Annotated in this window: 13 protein-coding genes and 2 pseudogenes; 1 reads left to right on the top strand and 14 read right to left on the bottom strand. The window is 63.7% G+C overall.

Annotated features, from left to right (window positions below; all coding sequences use genetic code 11):
* Positions 1-345: 345 nt before the first annotated feature.
* The 14 genes and pseudogenes from OKW44_RS19760 to OKW44_RS19695 form a co-directional block, all read right to left on the bottom strand.
* Positions 346-1,461 (bottom strand): porin, encoded by a 1,116-nt coding sequence (locus OKW44_RS19760; RefSeq protein WP_026225360.1) that lies wholly within the window; start codon positions 1,459-1,461, stop codon positions 346-348.
* Positions 1,462-1,910: 449 nt separating this feature from the next.
* Complete coding sequence (locus tag OKW44_RS19755) at positions 1,911-2,966, bottom strand: SMP-30/gluconolactonase/LRE family protein (protein WP_239498986.1); 1,056 nt, start codon at positions 2,964-2,966, stop codon at positions 1,911-1,913.
* A gap of 177 nt (positions 2,967-3,143) precedes the next feature.
* The gene (locus tag OKW44_RS19750; protein WP_018417897.1) at positions 3,144-3,638 is read right to left on the bottom strand and encodes a YbhB/YbcL family Raf kinase inhibitor-like protein; all 495 of its coding nucleotides are present in this window, start codon (positions 3,636-3,638) and stop codon (positions 3,144-3,146) included.
* Positions 3,639-3,817: 179 nt separating this feature from the next.
* Positions 3,818-4,627 carry an SDR family NAD(P)-dependent oxidoreductase gene (locus tag OKW44_RS19745; protein ID WP_018417896.1) on the bottom strand — a complete coding sequence of 270 codons (810 nt, stop codon included), beginning with the start codon at positions 4,625-4,627 and terminating at the stop codon, positions 3,818-3,820.
* Between the two features lie 140 nt (positions 4,628-4,767).
* A complete protein-coding gene (locus tag OKW44_RS19740) occupies positions 4,768-5,928 on the bottom strand; it encodes an acyl-CoA dehydrogenase family protein (RefSeq protein WP_018417895.1) in 1,161 nt (386 codons plus the stop codon).
* Positions 5,925-7,733 carry an acyclic terpene utilization AtuA family protein gene (locus OKW44_RS19735; protein ID WP_018417894.1) on the bottom strand — a complete coding sequence of 603 codons (1,809 nt, stop codon included), beginning with the start codon at positions 7,731-7,733 and terminating at the stop codon, positions 5,925-5,927. The genes OKW44_RS19740 and OKW44_RS19735 overlap by 4 nt, the downstream gene beginning before the upstream one ends.
* Entirely contained in the window at positions 7,718-8,482 is a 765-nt protein-coding gene (locus OKW44_RS19730; RefSeq protein WP_018417893.1) for an enoyl-CoA hydratase-related protein, read from the bottom strand. The genes OKW44_RS19735 and OKW44_RS19730 overlap by 16 nt, the downstream gene beginning before the upstream one ends.
* Positions 8,479-9,726 (bottom strand): CaiB/BaiF CoA transferase family protein, encoded by a 1,248-nt coding sequence (locus OKW44_RS19725; RefSeq protein WP_018417892.1) that lies wholly within the window; start codon positions 9,724-9,726, stop codon positions 8,479-8,481. Before OKW44_RS19725 ends, OKW44_RS19730 begins: the two co-directional genes overlap by 4 nt.
* Before the next feature lie 23 nt (positions 9,727-9,749).
* A complete protein-coding gene (locus tag OKW44_RS19720; protein ID WP_026225358.1) occupies positions 9,750-10,298 on the bottom strand; it encodes a 2,4'-dihydroxyacetophenone dioxygenase family protein in 549 nt (182 codons plus the stop codon).
* Positions 10,295-11,065 (bottom strand): cupin domain-containing protein, encoded by a 771-nt coding sequence (locus OKW44_RS19715; RefSeq protein ID WP_018417890.1) that lies wholly within the window; start codon positions 11,063-11,065, stop codon positions 10,295-10,297. Before OKW44_RS19715 ends, OKW44_RS19720 begins: the two co-directional genes overlap by 4 nt.
* Positions 11,062-11,328, bottom strand: coding sequence for a hypothetical protein (locus OKW44_RS19710; RefSeq protein WP_018417889.1), 267 nt, complete (start codon positions 11,326-11,328; stop codon positions 11,062-11,064). Before OKW44_RS19710 ends, OKW44_RS19715 begins: the two co-directional genes overlap by 4 nt.
* 98 nt (positions 11,329-11,426) lie before the next feature.
* Entirely contained in the window at positions 11,427-12,239 is an 813-nt protein-coding gene (locus tag OKW44_RS19705) for a GntR family transcriptional regulator (RefSeq protein WP_239498985.1), read from the bottom strand.
* A 248-nt stretch (positions 12,240-12,487) separates the two neighbouring features.
* Positions 12,488-12,762, bottom strand: a pseudogene (locus tag OKW44_RS19700) (NAD(P)(+) transhydrogenase (Re/Si-specific) subunit beta).
* A 28-nt stretch (positions 12,763-12,790) separates the two neighbouring features.
* Positions 12,791-13,156, bottom strand: a pseudogene (locus tag OKW44_RS19695) (NAD(P)(+) transhydrogenase (Re/Si-specific) subunit beta).
* Positions 13,157-13,684: 528 nt separating this feature from the next.
* Here OKW44_RS19695 and OKW44_RS19690 point away from each other — a divergent pair.
* A complete protein-coding gene (locus OKW44_RS19690; RefSeq protein WP_018417885.1) occupies positions 13,685-14,638 on the top strand; it encodes an IS5 family transposase in 954 nt (317 codons plus the stop codon).
* Positions 14,639-14,735: the final 97 nt, after the last annotated feature.

The raw sequence follows: 14,735 nt of genomic DNA, 5'->3' as shown, positions 1-14,735 counted from the left end.
CGAACCCGACCTCGCCCTGTTCTGGGCCGTCCATGCTCAACGTGGCGATACCGCGCCTGACGAACTCTTCTTCCCACCGCGGGAACTCCTCCTGACCGAATCGGTGCCCAGGATCAGCAGAGCCAGTGGCACGTGCTCGCCTCCCCGGGGACGGCGGAGGTTGGCGACCACCCGGTGTCCGGCGCGACTGCGCACGCTCGATCATAAGTTCGAGCGCAAGATCGGCCGCGTCAATCGCGCGCATGCAGTGGCGATGCGCCCAGGTACCAGGCGCGGCTGAGCTGACTAAAAATCACTGTCCTCTTCCCCGAGCAGATTGGTCGCCGGTCCGCGGACATATGTCGGCTAAAACCGGTGCGTCACGCCCATGAGCACCAGCGTCTGCGACGCGTTGGGTTCGGTCACGGCAATACCGGGCCAGCTCGTCGTCGCGCCTCCATTGTTCTTCATATAGCCGGCCCGCATGTACACGAACGTGCGCTTCGAAAGACTATGTTCCGCGCCCACTTCTATTCCGGGCGTATTGTCGTGTGAACCGCGCACATTACGTTCAATTACGGCGATCTGGATGGCATCCTGCGACGTCGCCTGAATCGTCGCCCCCACCTCAACAATGCTGACGGAATGGACCGTACCAAGACGGGCCGCGAGTGAACCAGCTGCAGCGTCTTTGGGTTGCACGTACAGATAGGCGAACTGCAGGTTCACGATACCGAACCGGTAAGCCAATGCCCCCGTGTAGTGAGCCGTTCCAACCAGATCCAGGCGGCCAGGAAGTCCAGGAAAGCTCAACTGTCCAGCATGCTGATACTGGTATCCGAAACCAGCAAACAGGCCATAGTTAGAATAGGTTGCCGATACATCGAGAAAATTCCCCGACGTGGACGGCAAAGGCTGCGTGACAGTAGCGGCGAACGCGTACATCGCGTTGAACGTGAAACCGCCCAGATTCGGCGATTGATAGTTGATCGAATTGCTGGTGCGTCCGGTGGTGTACTGCGTCGACAAGGTGTTTCGGTCAATTGCGAGGACGGCCGCGGCGAGCGGCGAAATCACTTCGTTGATGCGAAAGGGGTCGACGGGGTAGGCGACCTTGAAGCTCGGTTGATACTGCCGACCGAAGGTCAGCGAACCGAAGTCGGCGTGACTCAACCCGACCCACGCCTGACGATAGAAGAGCGCATTGCTGTCCGCGAAGAACGTCCCGTTGTTCACGTTGAAGCCGCTTTCGAGGGCGAATTCGGCCGTCAACCCGCGGCCGAGGTCCTCACTTCCCTTGAACCCCAAAAGGGACGCTGAGGAGCCGCCACTTCTTTCGGAAAACGAATGAGTCCCACCGTTGTTCAGATACTGACCAAAAACGTCGACCACCCCATACAACGTCACACTCGACTGCGCTACTGCATGGCCTGCGGCAAGAACCAACGTAGCACCGCAAATTCCCCGACTGATCGCACGCATGCTGTCTCCTATCGGCGCTTGCTTCATCAATATCTCCTCGCTCCCAGTGATCGTCCTGACCAGGTGTCTTCATGTCGATTACATGTTCGATGTGCCGATATATTTAGTACTACATATCTGTAAATCGCCATCACACGCCAGCGCTTTATGGCCCGCATCGTCCCGAGGTTGGAATCCGTACCTGGCGGCCCATCTCCATGCAAGCAATCTGGCTAGTCCAATTCACACCTGCGCTTCATGTGCCCGAATGACGAGGAGCTCTGGCGCGCGTACCGCAGTTCGAAGGCGAGGCTGGGATCGCCCCCACCCTGGGACGTGCCGAGAAGTCGCGCGGCCTCGGAGCGAAGAGCGACTTCTGGGATCGATCGAGAATGTGCGGTAAAAGGACCGGGGCATCTTATGGCGCGGATCCAGTCCCCGTTTGGGCATGGACTCTTGAGCGCATCCGGTCACTTCTTGTAAATGTCCGGTATCCGCCTCTTGATTTTCGAGATCGTGTGGACCTTCACCTGGTGAGCCCACGGTCCATCGATTGTCCGTTCAGACTGCGAAACGACCGCGCCAAAATCGAGCGAAAGGTTGGTGACAAGAACCTCATCCCCGCGGAATACGAGGCTGTTCGACCAGAGAAAGCCTATGGGCGCCCCCTCGCGATCGATTCCGCCGAAATCGCCGAGCTTTGCAATCACTCGCCCCTGCGTCGGTTCGAGTACGAGAATTTCGTTGGACTGGTTGCACGCGGTCCAGATGTTATCGTGCTCGTCAATGATCAGGCCGTCAGGTCCCCCACCGACGCGATTGACGAAGACCTCAGGCGTGCCAGGTTCAAGCGTCGACCCGGTCACCGGTATCTTGACAATCGTGTCGTTCGCTGTGTTGGCGACGAACAACGCTGTCCGCTCGTTGTTGAACGCCAAACCATTCGCGCCGATGCGCGGTGCTGGCCTTGCCGGACTGAGCAGTGGGCTTTTGACCCACGCGAATGCTTCGCCGCCGCCCGGTCCAGTTTTCCAGATGATGCCCTGGTGAGAGTCGGTCACGTACACGTTGCCCGCAGCGTCGAACGTCATCCCGTCGAGGCCGGGATTATTACCCTTGACCGTCATGAAAACGGATGCGGCACCCGTGTTGGGATCGACGACCCAGACCTTCGCGGCTTGGTAATCGACCACAAGCAACTTGCCGTTCTGCGGATGGAACCCAAGATCGAGCAATAGCCGGCTTGAGCCTTTGACCCGAACAGTCCGAAGGTGCTTGCCATGTGGGTCGAACACAATGAGCGTTCCCTCACTCGTCTCAGGTTTGTTCGCCGCCACTGTGGCGACGTAGACGTTCCCCTGACGGTCGATGGTGATCCCCTCGGGATGCGCCTCACCCGGCGGCAACGTGGCAAATTTCTCGACCTTGCCGCGCTCCCAGGCGTTCGTGGTGAGCGGCGTCGTGAGCAACACCAGCAACGTCAGCATCGGCAATATCAGGATGCCTTTGGCTATGTTCGTTCTCAATTTGCAGTCTCCAAAGTTGGGGGTAGCTGTAATGCGTCGGATTGTTCAATCGTGTCCGCCCCCATTGAATCCACCAGCGGTCCCACCACCAGCACTAGGAACGCCGTCCGCCCGCGTCGCGCCGAGCCGAGCGTTGGGGCTGGCGAGAGGTTCGAACAGTCGCGGCAAGGCGCACCCTCACCGGTTGTAGAGGCCGGTCAGGGTAGCCGTAGCGAGCGTGTTCTGGTAGATCACGAAGCGCACCACCGCGTTGGGCGCGTTGGCCGGCGGCTCCAGCTTGCGCACACCCAGCGCGTGCACGGTGAAGATATAGCGGTGCGCCGGCAAGCCCTTGGGCGGGCACGGACCGCCGTAGCCGGTGGCGCCGTAGTCGTTGGTGACCTGAGTGCCGCTGGCGCCCAGGTCCGTGGCGTCGGCGGAGCCTATGCCTGCGGCGAGCTGCGTGACGGACGAATCGATATCGAACAGGATCCAGTGCCAGAAGCCGCTGCCGGTGGGTGCGTCCGGGTCGTACAGCGTCAGGGCGAAGCTCCCGGTGCCTGCCGGCGCGCCGTGCCATTGCAGCGCGGGCGAACGGTTCTGGCCGGTCCCGTCGAAGCCATCGAACTCATGCACCAGTTGCAGCCGGTCCTGATCCTTGAATTCAGGCGATATCACTGTGAAGATGCTCACGCCATTTCCTTTGATTTACTTGATTTGATAACCAGGAAAGCTGCATCGCCTGGATGCGCCCCAGAACCGATGCACTTATTTGTCATGGCGCCGCTTCCTCCAGCTGCGTCACGGCCTCCCCTCGCACGACACGTTCGGCGGCGGACGAGTATTCAATCGTGTCTGCCCCATTGATTCCGTTATGCGGACAGGTCCGCGATAACCCGGGCATAGGGGGCGCCCATTTCCGTCGCAGTCGGATTGCGGCGCAGCGTCAGCCCGCCATTGACCTGCAGGTTCTGTCCCGTCATGAAGCACGCGTCGCTTGCCAACCACAAAGCCGCTTCGGCGACGTCGTCCACAGTGCCAATACGTCCGAGCGGATAGCCGGCCTCGAAGGCCCCCAGTATTTCGGGGTTGTTCAGGGCGTCACCCGACATCGGCGTGCGAGTGATGCCAGGAGAGATCGAATTGGCGCGAATTCCGAGATGGCCAAAGTCGTTGGCGACACAGCGCACGACGTGGTCGGTGCCAGCCTTGGTGCCCATATAGGCGGCGTGGTTCTCAAGCATGATCGTCGCGGTCGCCGACGAGATCATGATGATCGAGCCCCCCGGCGTCGGATTTTGCCTCATCGCTTTCACGAGCGCCTGCATGAACTGAAAGGGTCCCTTGAACTGGAGATCCATCATCGCCTGCAGTTCTTCCTCACTCGTGTCTTCGAACGGCCGGAGAAGTCCCCAGCCCGTGGCGTTGATGCCGACATCGACGTGGCCATAGCGCTCGCGCGCGAAGGCGACGAGGGCGTCGACGTCTTCCTTGCGCGTGAAATCGCAAAGCCGGCTGGCGCCTCCGATTTCGCTTGCCAGCTGATCCAACGGCTGCGCGCGTCGTCCAGCTACAACCACGCTGGCGCCTTCGCCGGCGAAGTGTCGGGCAATGCACTGTCCCATGTTGCCGTGCCCGGCGGCGCCGACGACAATTGCGACCTTACCCTCAAACCTCTTCATGAGACTGTCCTCCCGCAAGGTTCATCGTCATTTCGCAGTCTCCAGGCGCTGGTTTGTCGAGCGTTGCTGATTGTTCTGGTCGGTGTCGCCGGACGTGCCTTTGCGGCGCCCTGGATGCGATTTGTCTCGCGCTGCGCGGGTCAGTACGACTTCGGCAATCCGAGCGCCTGCTCGGCGACGAAGCACAGCGCGAGCTCCTGTGTCACCGGTGCGAGCAGCGACAGCACGCTTTCGCGCAGGCCGCGCTCGACGTGGTACTCCTTCGCGTAGCCGTAGCCGCCATGCGTGCGCACCGCACGCAACGACGTCTCGAAACTGGCCTCCGCCGCCAGGTACTTGGCCGCCGTAGCCTCGACACCGCAGGGCTTGCCGGCGTCGTAGAGCGCCGCCGCCTTCCACATCAGCAGTTCGGCCGATTGCAGGCGCATCCAGCATTCCGCCAGCGGATGCTGGATCGCCTGGTTCTTGCCGATCGGCCGGCCGAACACGACGCGTTCCCTGGCGTAGTCGGTTGCCCGCGCCAGCGCTGTCTCAGCGGCGCCGAGTGCGGCAGCCGCGACGAGAATGCGCTCCGGATTCAGGCCGTGCAGCAGGTACCTGAAGCCCTGGCCTTCGTCGCCGATGCGATCCTCGACGGGGATCTCCAGCCCGTCGATGAACAGTTCGTTCGAGTCCACTGCCTTGCGCGCCATCTTGTCGATCTCGCTGATGCGCACGCGCGATCGATCCAGGTCGGTGTAGAACAGCGTGACGCCCTCCATCGGCCGCGCGCATGCCTCGATCGCCGTCGTGCGGGCCACCAGCAGGATTTTGTTAGCGTGCTGCGCGGTCGAGGTCCAGACCTTCTGGCCGTGGACGATGTAGCGGTCGCCCGCGCGACGGGCGAAGGTTCTGACGCGTGTGGTGTCGGAACCGACGCTGGGCTCGGTCACGCCGAAGCAGGCGCGATCCGAACCGTCGATCAACGGCGGTAGCATGCGCCGCTTTTGCGCCTCGCTGCCGAACACGACCACTGGCTGCGGGCCGAACAGGTTGAGGTGTACCGACGACACCGCCGCCGAGCCGAGCTTGCCGATCGTGCGCATCACCATCGCAGCCGCCGAGATGCCGAGGCCGGCGCCGCCATGTTTCTTGGGCATGGTCACGCCGAACCACCCGCCGCGGGCAACGGCGTCGCAGAACTCGCTGGGCCAGCGCCCATCGCGGTCCCGCTCGAGCCAGTAATCGGCGCCGAAGTCGGCGCAGCGGGCCTCGACGGCGTCGCGGATTGCAAGCTGGTCGTCGGAGAAGTCAAAATTCATGCGGGGAGCTCCTGCAACATGCCTGCGGGGACGTCGACCGGCATGTCGAGCAGCATCTGCGCCATGCCCTTGCCGAGCGGGTCGTTGCGCAGCGACGCCATGCCGCCGCCGCCCAGCGCCCGCTCGCAGACGAGGTTGATGGCATGGATGCCGGGCAGCTCGTAACGGTGGACCGGCCCCTGCACCAGATGGCGGAGGTACTCCGCGACGCGTTCTGGCGTCACCTGGTCTTTCAGCACCGGCAGCAGGGCCGGATGCCGCGCGATGAGGCCGATGTTGGAGGTGTCACCCTTGTCGCCGCTGCGTCCGAGCGCGATTCTCAGGAGCGGCACGCTCTGGCGTGGGCCGGCGGGCAGCGCACCCTCGATGGGCGCCAACGGTTCCCGCGCGACCTGCGGTTGCGGTGGCGGCAGCGTCACGGTGAATGTCGTCTCGCCGAGCGTCACCGTCGGCGTCACCTGCTCCTTCGGAATGAGCCAGGCGAACTGCCGCAGCACCGGCGACACCGAGGGACGGCCACCGGCACCGGTCGTGCCGGGTGACCAGGATGTGCCTGGTGCGGCTAACTCGCGGCTGAACATCTCCAGTGCGCGCCGGTCGGCATGCCTCACGGTCAGGCGCAACACGACTTCGCGCGTCGGCAAGGGGCGCGCATGCGGCCCGTAAGCCGACTCTGTGCCGAGCAGCTCGATATGGGTGGCCAGGAAATCCGCGAACCCGCTCTCCTGCAGCAGCCGGCGGCCGCGCCCGAGCAGCGCCTCGCCCGTGCGCTTGGCCTTCGCTGCGGCGTCGATCCCGACGATGGTGAGCTGCCCGGACACCTTGAAGCCCGCCGGCGCGGTGGCGCTGACCTTGTAGGTGCCGGTCGGCGGGCGGCCGCGCGCGCCGGTCACGAGCACGCGATGCGGCCCGGCCTGCTCCATGCGCACCTCGCGGAAGTCGCAGGTCACGTCCGGCAGCAAATAGTTGGCCGGATCGCCTATCTCGTACAGCAGTTGCTCCCCGACGGTTGCGGGCGTGACAAGGCCGCCGGTGTCCGCGGGCTTGGTGACCACAAAGCTGCCGTCTTCGCGGCACTCGACAATCGGATAGCCGATGTTCGCCCAGTCCGGCACGCTGGCCCAGTCGGTGTGCAGGCCGCCTGTCGCCTGGCAGCCGCATTCGATGATGTGGCCGACGAGGCTGCCGGCGGCGAGCCGGTCGAAGTCGTCGGCCTCCCAGCCGAACTCGTGCATCAGCACGCCGAGGGTGACGGCACTGTCGACGCAGCGCCCGGTGATGACGATGTCGGCGCCCGCGGCCAGGGCCCGCGCGATGGGCAGTGCGCCGAGATAGGCATTGGCCGTCACCAGCCGCTCCGGCATCGGTTCGCCGCTGGACATTTCGACCGTGCCGGCCGCTCGCATCGCCGCGGCGAGCGGGAGCACGTCGTCGCCGTCGACGATCGCGACCCGCACCGGTACGCCGAGTTCGTCGGCAAGAGCCCGCACCGCCGCGGCGCATCCCCTCGGATTCACGCCGCCGGCGTTGCTGACGATGCGGATGCCCTGCTCGACGGCCTGCTTCAGCACCGAGCGCAGCGCCACCGTGACGAAGTCGATGGCGTAGCCTTGCTCCGGCCGCTTCATGCGCGCGCCCGCGAGGATCGACATGGTGAGCTCGGCGAGATAGTCGAACACGAGGTAATCGATGGCGCCGCAGCGCACCAGCTGCAGCGGCCCGAGGCTGCTGTCGCCCCAGAAGCCCGAGGCGCCGCCGATGCGCACGACCTTGCCCGGCGTCGACGATGTCAGTTGCCCGTCCATTGCGGTTTCCTTTTTTCCTTGAATGCGGCCAGGCCCTCGCGCGCGTCCTGGGTCAGGGCCAGCAGGCCGATCTGCCCTTCGCCGAAGGCGATCGCCTCTTCGAAGGACATCGAGCGCATCGCCTTCATCGCATAGATGCCGCGCCGCAGCGCGGTGGGTGAGTTCGCGAGCAGCCGCGACAGCAGGCGCTCGAGCGCAGCGTCGAGGTCGTCAGCCACCTCGTTCACCAGACCGATCTCGCGTGCCCGCGCCGCGTCGATGGGCTCGCCCGTCAGGCACAGCTGCGCCAGGCAGCGCAGCGGCAATTGGGCCTGCAGCACGGCGAGCACCTGCATCGGGAACACGCCCACCTTCACCTCGGGCAGGCCGAAGCTCGCGTGCCGGGCCGTGATGGCGAGATCGCACATCGCGAGCAGGCCCATGCCGCCGGCCATGCAGGCGCCGTTGACCCGCGCGACTAGCGGCACGTTCAGCCTGCGGGCCGTGCGCAGCAGGTCGGCATAGGCGCTGGTCGGCGTGGAATAGCCGAACGCGAACGCATCCCCGCCCAGGTCGGCGCCGGCGCAGAACGCTTCGTCGCCCGCGCCGGTGAGCACCACCGCGCGAATCGTCTCGTCAGACCGGGCGCGGTCCAGCGCTTCCTGCAACGTGCCGATCACTTCCGCGTTGAGCGCATTCCGGCGCTCCGGGCGGTCGATGGTGAGAATCAGCCGCGCGTCCTGCCGGCTGGCGTGCACGACCTCGCTCATGCTTCGACTCCCGTTGACTCGCTGCACGCCGCCACTTGCGTCACGCCCGCCTGCACCATCTCGCGGATCTGCTGCGGCGAGTAGCCGGCCTCGGCCAGCACTTGTGCGCTGTGCTCACCCAGCAACGGCGGCGGGCGCAGCCGCGGCAGCGGGGTTTGCGGCCATTCGCTGGGCACCGCCATGGTTCGCAGCATGCCCTCGGTGGGATGCTCGAACTGCTGGAAGAACTTGATGTCCTGCAGGTGCGGATCGTCCATCAGCGACTCGAAGGTGTGCACCGGCAACACCGGGATGCCAAGCGGCTCCAGCAGTTCGCGCCATTGCTGCGTGGTCTGCGCTTTCAGCTTGTCGCCGAGGATCTCGTACAGCGCCTCAACGTGCTGCGTACGCGATTCGCCGTCGGCAAACCGCGGGTCGCTGTTGAACCGCTCGGCCTCGCCGACCACGCGCATGAAGGCCTGCCACTGTTCGTCGGTGTAGACGACGAGGCACACCAGGCCGTCCTGCGTTGCGTACGGCCGCCTCTGCGGGTTGAGCAGCCGCGGATAGCCGAAGCCACCGCGCGGCGGGATGAACGTGTGGCCGTAGAGATGATCGCCCAGCATCATCTGCGCGGTGGTCTCGAACATCGGCACGTCCACCGCCTGCCCGCAGCCCGTGCGCTCGCGCGCGAGCAGGGCCGCGCAGATCACGCCGAACGCGTACAGGCCCGTGGCCCGGTCCGAGAGGTTGAGCGGGGCATAGCGCGGCACGTCGGAACCGGCCCGCACGCTGGCCTCGGGGATCGCGACGGCCGCCTGGATCAGGTCGTCGAAGGCGCGCGAGTCCGCATAGCGGCCGCGCTGGCTGAAGCCGAAGGTGCCGACGTAGACGATGCGCGGGTTCACCAGCCGCAGCGCCTCATAATCCAGCCCGAGGCGCTGCATCGCCTGCGGCCGCACGTTGTAGACCAGCGCGTCGGCCGTCTGCGCCAGCTTCAGCAGCGCTTCCTTGCCGGCAGGGCGCTTCAGGTCCAGCATAACGCTGCGCTTGTTGCGGTTCAGGTTGAGGAACAGGGGGCCGGCGCCCGAGCGCCCGCCCGGTCCGACGGCGCGCAGCATGTCGCCGCCGGGCGGCTCCACCTTGATCACGTCGGCCCCCAGGTCGGCCAGCATCTGCGTGGCCGAAGGTCCCATGACGACCTCGGTGATGTCGATGATGCGCAGGCCGGCCAGCGGCCCACCCTGGTTCGAGTCGTTGCTCATTCTGTCCGCGCTCCTTTTTCCGGTCAGGCACCGGCTACGTCGGCGCCATTGCCGCGAATGTAGGGCACCGGTCCGATGTCGCGCGCTGCCGCGAGGGCCTCGATCGCGTACCGGATCGAGACCGCGTCATTGAGCGAGTGGAACGTGCCGTCCTCGTTGAAGCTCACTTGCGCGCCTTCGATCCAGGCGATGGTGATGGTGTCCTCGGTGTTGTCCTCGGGGGTGTAGAAGGTGTGCACCGAGCCGCCGGGCTCGTACAGGTAGGAGCCTGCCGTTTGCCGCTGCTCGGGGTACTCGCGATACGCCCAGCAGCCCTGGATCGTCCACACCTGCGCCGTACCGGTGTGGTAGTGAATCGGCAGCGAGCAACCGGGTTCCAGGATGGCCATGAAGACCCACTCGCCGCGCTCCAGGTCAAGGCGCAGCGGCTTGATGTGGATGCCCGGAAAGACATCCCTGATCAGCGGGATCTGCTCGATGTTGACGGTCAGGAGCTTGTCCTGTGGCAGAGCGGGCAGCGGCAGCGGGGCGCCGGTGGACGTGGTGGGCTGCGCGAGCATTCTTGCGTTCATGAATTGTCTCCCGTTGTTACTGGATTTGAAGCAGTGGATGGAAGCCGCCCCCTGATAAGGAAGCCGGATGCAGGCTGCTCCGGCAAACAGCGCAGGGAGGCGGCGACCCCGCGCGGAAGAAACAGGAAGTCGCCCGGGGCGAGACCGAAGTCCTGCCCGTCGACACGTGCGTCGATCCGTCCGTCTGCGACGTAGAGAACCTGCTCGACGTCAGGCTCCGCGGTGCAGACCGATGGGCTGCCGGCAGGCATGCGCAGCGCCGCAATGTCGACCCAGCGCGCGCCATCGGTCTCGCGGTCGATGAGGGGAACCGTGCCGGTGGCGGCGTCGCCGGCGGCAAGCACGCGCACCTTGCCGTGAGCGGGCGCGGCGGCAGCGTCGTCGGGTTCCGTGATCGTGTGCGCCGGGTTCTCGCCATACGGCGGCGTATAGACGATCAGCACACGCCCGGGCTGGTCGCTGGTCACGCGAAACGAATGGAATACGCCGGCCGGCACGTAGGCCCAGGTCCCGGGCTCCATCGCTTCCACGCGGCCTTCCGCCCCCGACTCCCCGGTTCCCTCGATCATGTAGGCGCATTGCTCCAGGTGCGGATGCGCGTGCGGCCGCGCGCCGTGCGATTTCACGATCGTGCCGACCAGCACTTCGAGCGCCGTCGCGCCAACAGTCTCGGGGCCGATCACGCGCACGTTGGAGGTGCCGGTGTGGTTGGCCGGCGCGTAGGCGGCAAGATCGGCCGCCCTGACCACGGTAGGTACGGGGTTCATTCGGGCTGGCTCCATGCGATCTTGACCGCCGGGGCTGCGGCCTGCGCCGCCATGAAGCCGGAGGCATTGGGATGGTTTTCCACGATGACGGGCCGGCCCTTGCTGGCGGGCAGCGATTGGTCGAGCACGCGCGCCACGGCGTCCATTCCGCTTCCCACCGGAAAGCGAATGATCATCTTGATGGGCTGGGCCGGATAAGGGGCCGCCGCCATCGCTTGCGACTCAAGGACGGGGGTAGCCGGGAGGAAGAGAAGGTTCCACATACGCATTGAACTCCAGTGAGGACTCAGCTTCGCGGAGTTAAACTTAAATGACTAATGTTAGTAGTTTAGGCGTGCGCAAAGTGGCGTCAAGTGCGGGCTTACCCGACAGCCCGCCGCTGGGGCTCGGTGATCCCCGGCACGGTTTTCAGGGCGGACGCGGGGAGGTCGATCTCGGAGACGTAGCGGTCTCCCCGATACCAGGTAACACCGGCGTACAGCACGTTGCCTTTGCCGTCAACCAGGCGTCGCGACATCTTCGCGACGGGCGAGGCAAACGGGATCTTCAGCATATCGCACAGAGGAAAATCGGCGGGTATCACGGTCACGCGTTGCCGCAAGCGTTTGCAGCGCGCGCCAAGTTTGTCGAGTACCGCGGCGAGCAGTTTCCGCTGCATCGCGATGTCCTTGGGCAGCGATTCGAAAACCGGCGTGGGCACATAGATTTCGGCGTAGCAGAACGGCTCGCCGGAATAGGTGTGCAGTTTGCGGACGCACACGTATTCGCCAGCCGGCCGATCATCCGGCGCGAGCAGCTCCTGCGGCATCAGGGTGCGGCGCCCGACTTCGAGTATCTCGAAGGCAAGCGCCTGCGGCGCGGCGAAGGGATTGTTGATCACCTGTTCGAGGTCGCCCGTGGCGGCGGGCAGCGCTGCAACGTGGGTCCCAACGCCCCGCTGGCTGCGGATTAGCCCTTCCTTGGAAAGCAGCTCGTATGCTTGCCGGACGGTGATGACGGCGACGCCCAGGTCGTCCGCGAGTTGCGTGATCGGCGGCAGCTGCGTGCCGAGCGGGTACTCGCCCTTCGCGATTCGGTGCCGCAGCAGGGACGCCAGCCGGTGATATTGCGCAACGCCGCGCTCGGCGGGCAGTTCCGGCCGCTCGGTCCCAAGGGGTCGCTCATCCGCCATCATATAAATCCTAATTAACCAACATTCGAATTATATGTCAGCGATGGGCGAGCAGACGCTCGCGTTTCTGGCCCACCCAAACAACGTCCCTTGCGGCTCATGCAAACCACGTGATGCCGCTTGAGCAAGGCCAATGCTCGTTGCTTGCATATGGGCTGCCACTGCCCATCGAAGCTCCCTACGCCGCCGTTGACAACTCCATCACGTGAGGTGCTGCAACCACCTGGTTTACGTCTTGAGTAATGTATGCCTCAGACTTCCTTCACCATATCCTCGATCACCTTCTTGGCATCGCCGAACACCATCATTGTCTTGTCCATGTAGAAGAGATCGTTGTCGAGACCGGCGTAGCCCGCCGCCATCGAATGCTTGTTGACGATCACCGTGCGCGCCTTATACGCCTCGATAATCGGCACGCCCATAATCGGCGATTTCGGATCGTTCTTCGTGGCCGGTTCACCACGTCGTTCGCGCCGAGCACCAGCACCACGTCGGCCTGACCAAACTCGTCGTGGATGTCGTCCATCTTGAGCACTGTCGTAACGTACGTCGGCTTACACGAGCAGCACGTTCATGTGCCGCGGCATCCGTCCGGCGACCGGGTGAATCGCGTATTTCACCTCGATGCCCTTCTCCACCAGCTTGCGGTCAGCTCCTTCGATTCGTTCTGCGCGCCGTCACGCGAGCCCGTCGCCCGGCATGATCACGACGGTTTCGGCGTTGCCGAGCATGAACGACGCATCGTCCGCCGAACCGGATTTCACCAGACGCCGTTTCGCCGGCCCGCCCGCCGGCGCGCCAAGTTCGTTGCTGAAGCCGCCGAGAATCACGCTGAAGAACGAGCGGTTCATCGCGCGACACATGATGTACGAGAGAGTCGCACCTGACGAGCCGACGAGCGAGCCCGCGATGATCAGCACAGGATTGTTCAGCGAGAAACCGATGCCGCCGCCCAGCCCGATTATCCCCGCTAACGGTGACGCGAAAGCGGGGGGGATAAATCATTCTTCCCTTCATTTTTCCAGCTGGAGAACGACTGATCGCGAGCATCCAGAAAAGCTTGCGCAAAAAAACGCATCGCCAAACGACACTATTAAGATAAGTTTTCTTATGTGCGACGTGAGGTCGCTTCGTTCGTTGTTTTACCGTCGATGTCTGGCGGGAGGAAACCGGGCGTTCCGTCGCCCGTAGTCTATTGGTGCATGCGGGGCTGGTAACAGCGCCGTGTGAAGCCACCGAGACAATGTAGCCCGGCGCAAGCTAAGCCGTGGTCGTGAGACGACGGTGCCCCTGCGAGTGTCAATGCGGAGGGGGCGCTAGACTGGATGGCATGGCTAAAGTATTTGAACTGCTGATAAACATCGTTAAGGAAGGTCTGCAAAAGTCCTGGCATTGCGTTGCTGCTGAGCTATCCTGGAAACAGAGCGAATTAGGCGAGGAGCAGTGTGATGGCGCAACTTGGTCTTGGTCTGGATCTGTCAACGAAGCGCACGCGCAAACGGGAATTTCTCGATGAGATGCGGCGTGTTGTGCCCTGGTTGAAGCTGATTGCGCTGATCGAGCCGCACTATCCCACGGGCAAAACCGGTCGGCCGCCGTTCCCGATTGCGACGATGTTGCAGATTCATTTCATGCAGCAATGGTTCGGTCTGTCAGACCCTGCCATGGAAGAGGCACTCTATGACGTGCCGCTTTATCGCGAGTTCGCGGGTCTCGACGGCGGGATGGTTCGCTTGCCGGATGAAAGCACGATTCTCCGGTTCCGCCATCTGCTGGAAACGCACGGACTGGCAGTGCAAATGCTGGCGCTGGTCAATGAAATCCTGACGGAGAAAGGCCTGATGCTCAAGGCTGGATCGGCAGTCGACGCCACTCTGATTGCCGCGCCCAGTTCGACAAAGAATGGCTCCGGCACGCGTGATCCGGAAATGCAATCAACGCAGAAAGGTGGCAACCGGTACTTCGGGATGAAGATGCATATCGGCGTGGACGCCGACTCGGGCCTGGTCCATACGGTCATCGGAACGGCGGCCAATGTTCACGACATCAACGTAGCCCAGGCATTGCTGCATGGTAAAGAAACGGATGTGTACGCGGACGCCGGATATCAGGGTATCGAAAAGCGTTGTGAGGCTGACGCGGTTCGTTGGCATGTTGCAATGCGACCGGCAAAGCGCAGGAAACTGGATCTGAGTGATTCGGTGGACGCGATATACGATCAGATCGAACGCCTGAAGGCGGGTATTCGAGCCAAGGTCGAACACCCGTTTCGCATCCTCAAGCGGCAGTTCGGTTACATGAAGACCCGCTATCGTGGTTTGATGAAGAACACCGCCCAGATCACTACGCTGTTTGCTTTGGGCAATTTATGGATGGCGCGTAGAGCTTTGCGCAAAGCTTGAAACACCGAGCCGATAAAGTCCGTATGTCTGGTTGAAGAGCTCCGGCGCGCGAAAAAAACGGCGACCAACTCACCAAAAAATATCTGAACGCAGAGGC

The organism is Paraburkholderia lebeckiae (assembly GCF_050436325.1).
Classification (GTDB): domain Bacteria; phylum Pseudomonadota; class Gammaproteobacteria; order Burkholderiales; family Burkholderiaceae; genus Paraburkholderia; species Paraburkholderia tuberum.
Note: the sequence above shows the minus strand (reverse complement) of the source record. Positions and strands in the feature narration are given on the sequence as shown.

Bases quoted from the DNA above. Each gene is read 5' to 3' on its own strand.
- OKW44_RS19760 (WP_026225360.1), bottom strand. From the start codon at position 1,461: ATGCGTGCGATCAGTCGGGGAATTTGCGGTGCTACGTTGGTTCTTGCC.
- OKW44_RS19745 (WP_018417896.1), bottom strand. From the start codon at position 4,627: ATGAAGAGGTTTGAGGGTAAGGTCGCAATTGTCGTCGGCGCCGCCGGG.
- OKW44_RS19740 (WP_018417895.1), bottom strand. From the start codon at position 5,928: ATGAATTTTGACTTCTCCGACGACCAGCTTGCAATCCGCGACGCCGTC.
- OKW44_RS19735 (WP_018417894.1), bottom strand. From the start codon at position 7,733: ATGGACGGGCAACTGACATCGTCGACGCCGGGCAAGGTCGTGCGCATC.
- OKW44_RS19730 (WP_018417893.1), bottom strand. From the start codon at position 8,482: ATGAGCGAGGTCGTGCACGCCAGCCGGCAGGACGCGCGGCTGATTCTC.
- OKW44_RS19725 (WP_018417892.1), bottom strand. From the start codon at position 9,726: ATGAGCAACGACTCGAACCAGGGTGGGCCGCTGGCCGGCCTGCGCATC.
- OKW44_RS19720 (WP_026225358.1), bottom strand. From the start codon at position 10,298: ATGAACGCAAGAATGCTCGCGCAGCCCACCACGTCCACCGGCGCCCCG.
- OKW44_RS19715 (WP_018417890.1), bottom strand. From the start codon at position 11,065: ATGAACCCCGTACCTACCGTGGTCAGGGCGGCCGATCTTGCCGCCTAC.
- OKW44_RS19710 (WP_018417889.1), bottom strand. From the start codon at position 11,328: ATGTGGAACCTTCTCTTCCTCCCGGCTACCCCCGTCCTTGAGTCGCAA.
- OKW44_RS19705 (WP_239498985.1), bottom strand. From the start codon at position 12,239: ATGATGGCGGATGAGCGACCCCTTGGGACCGAGCGGCCGGAACTGCCC.
- OKW44_RS19690 (WP_018417885.1), top strand. From the start codon at position 13,685: ATGGCGCAACTTGGTCTTGGTCTGGATCTGTCAACGAAGCGCACGCGC.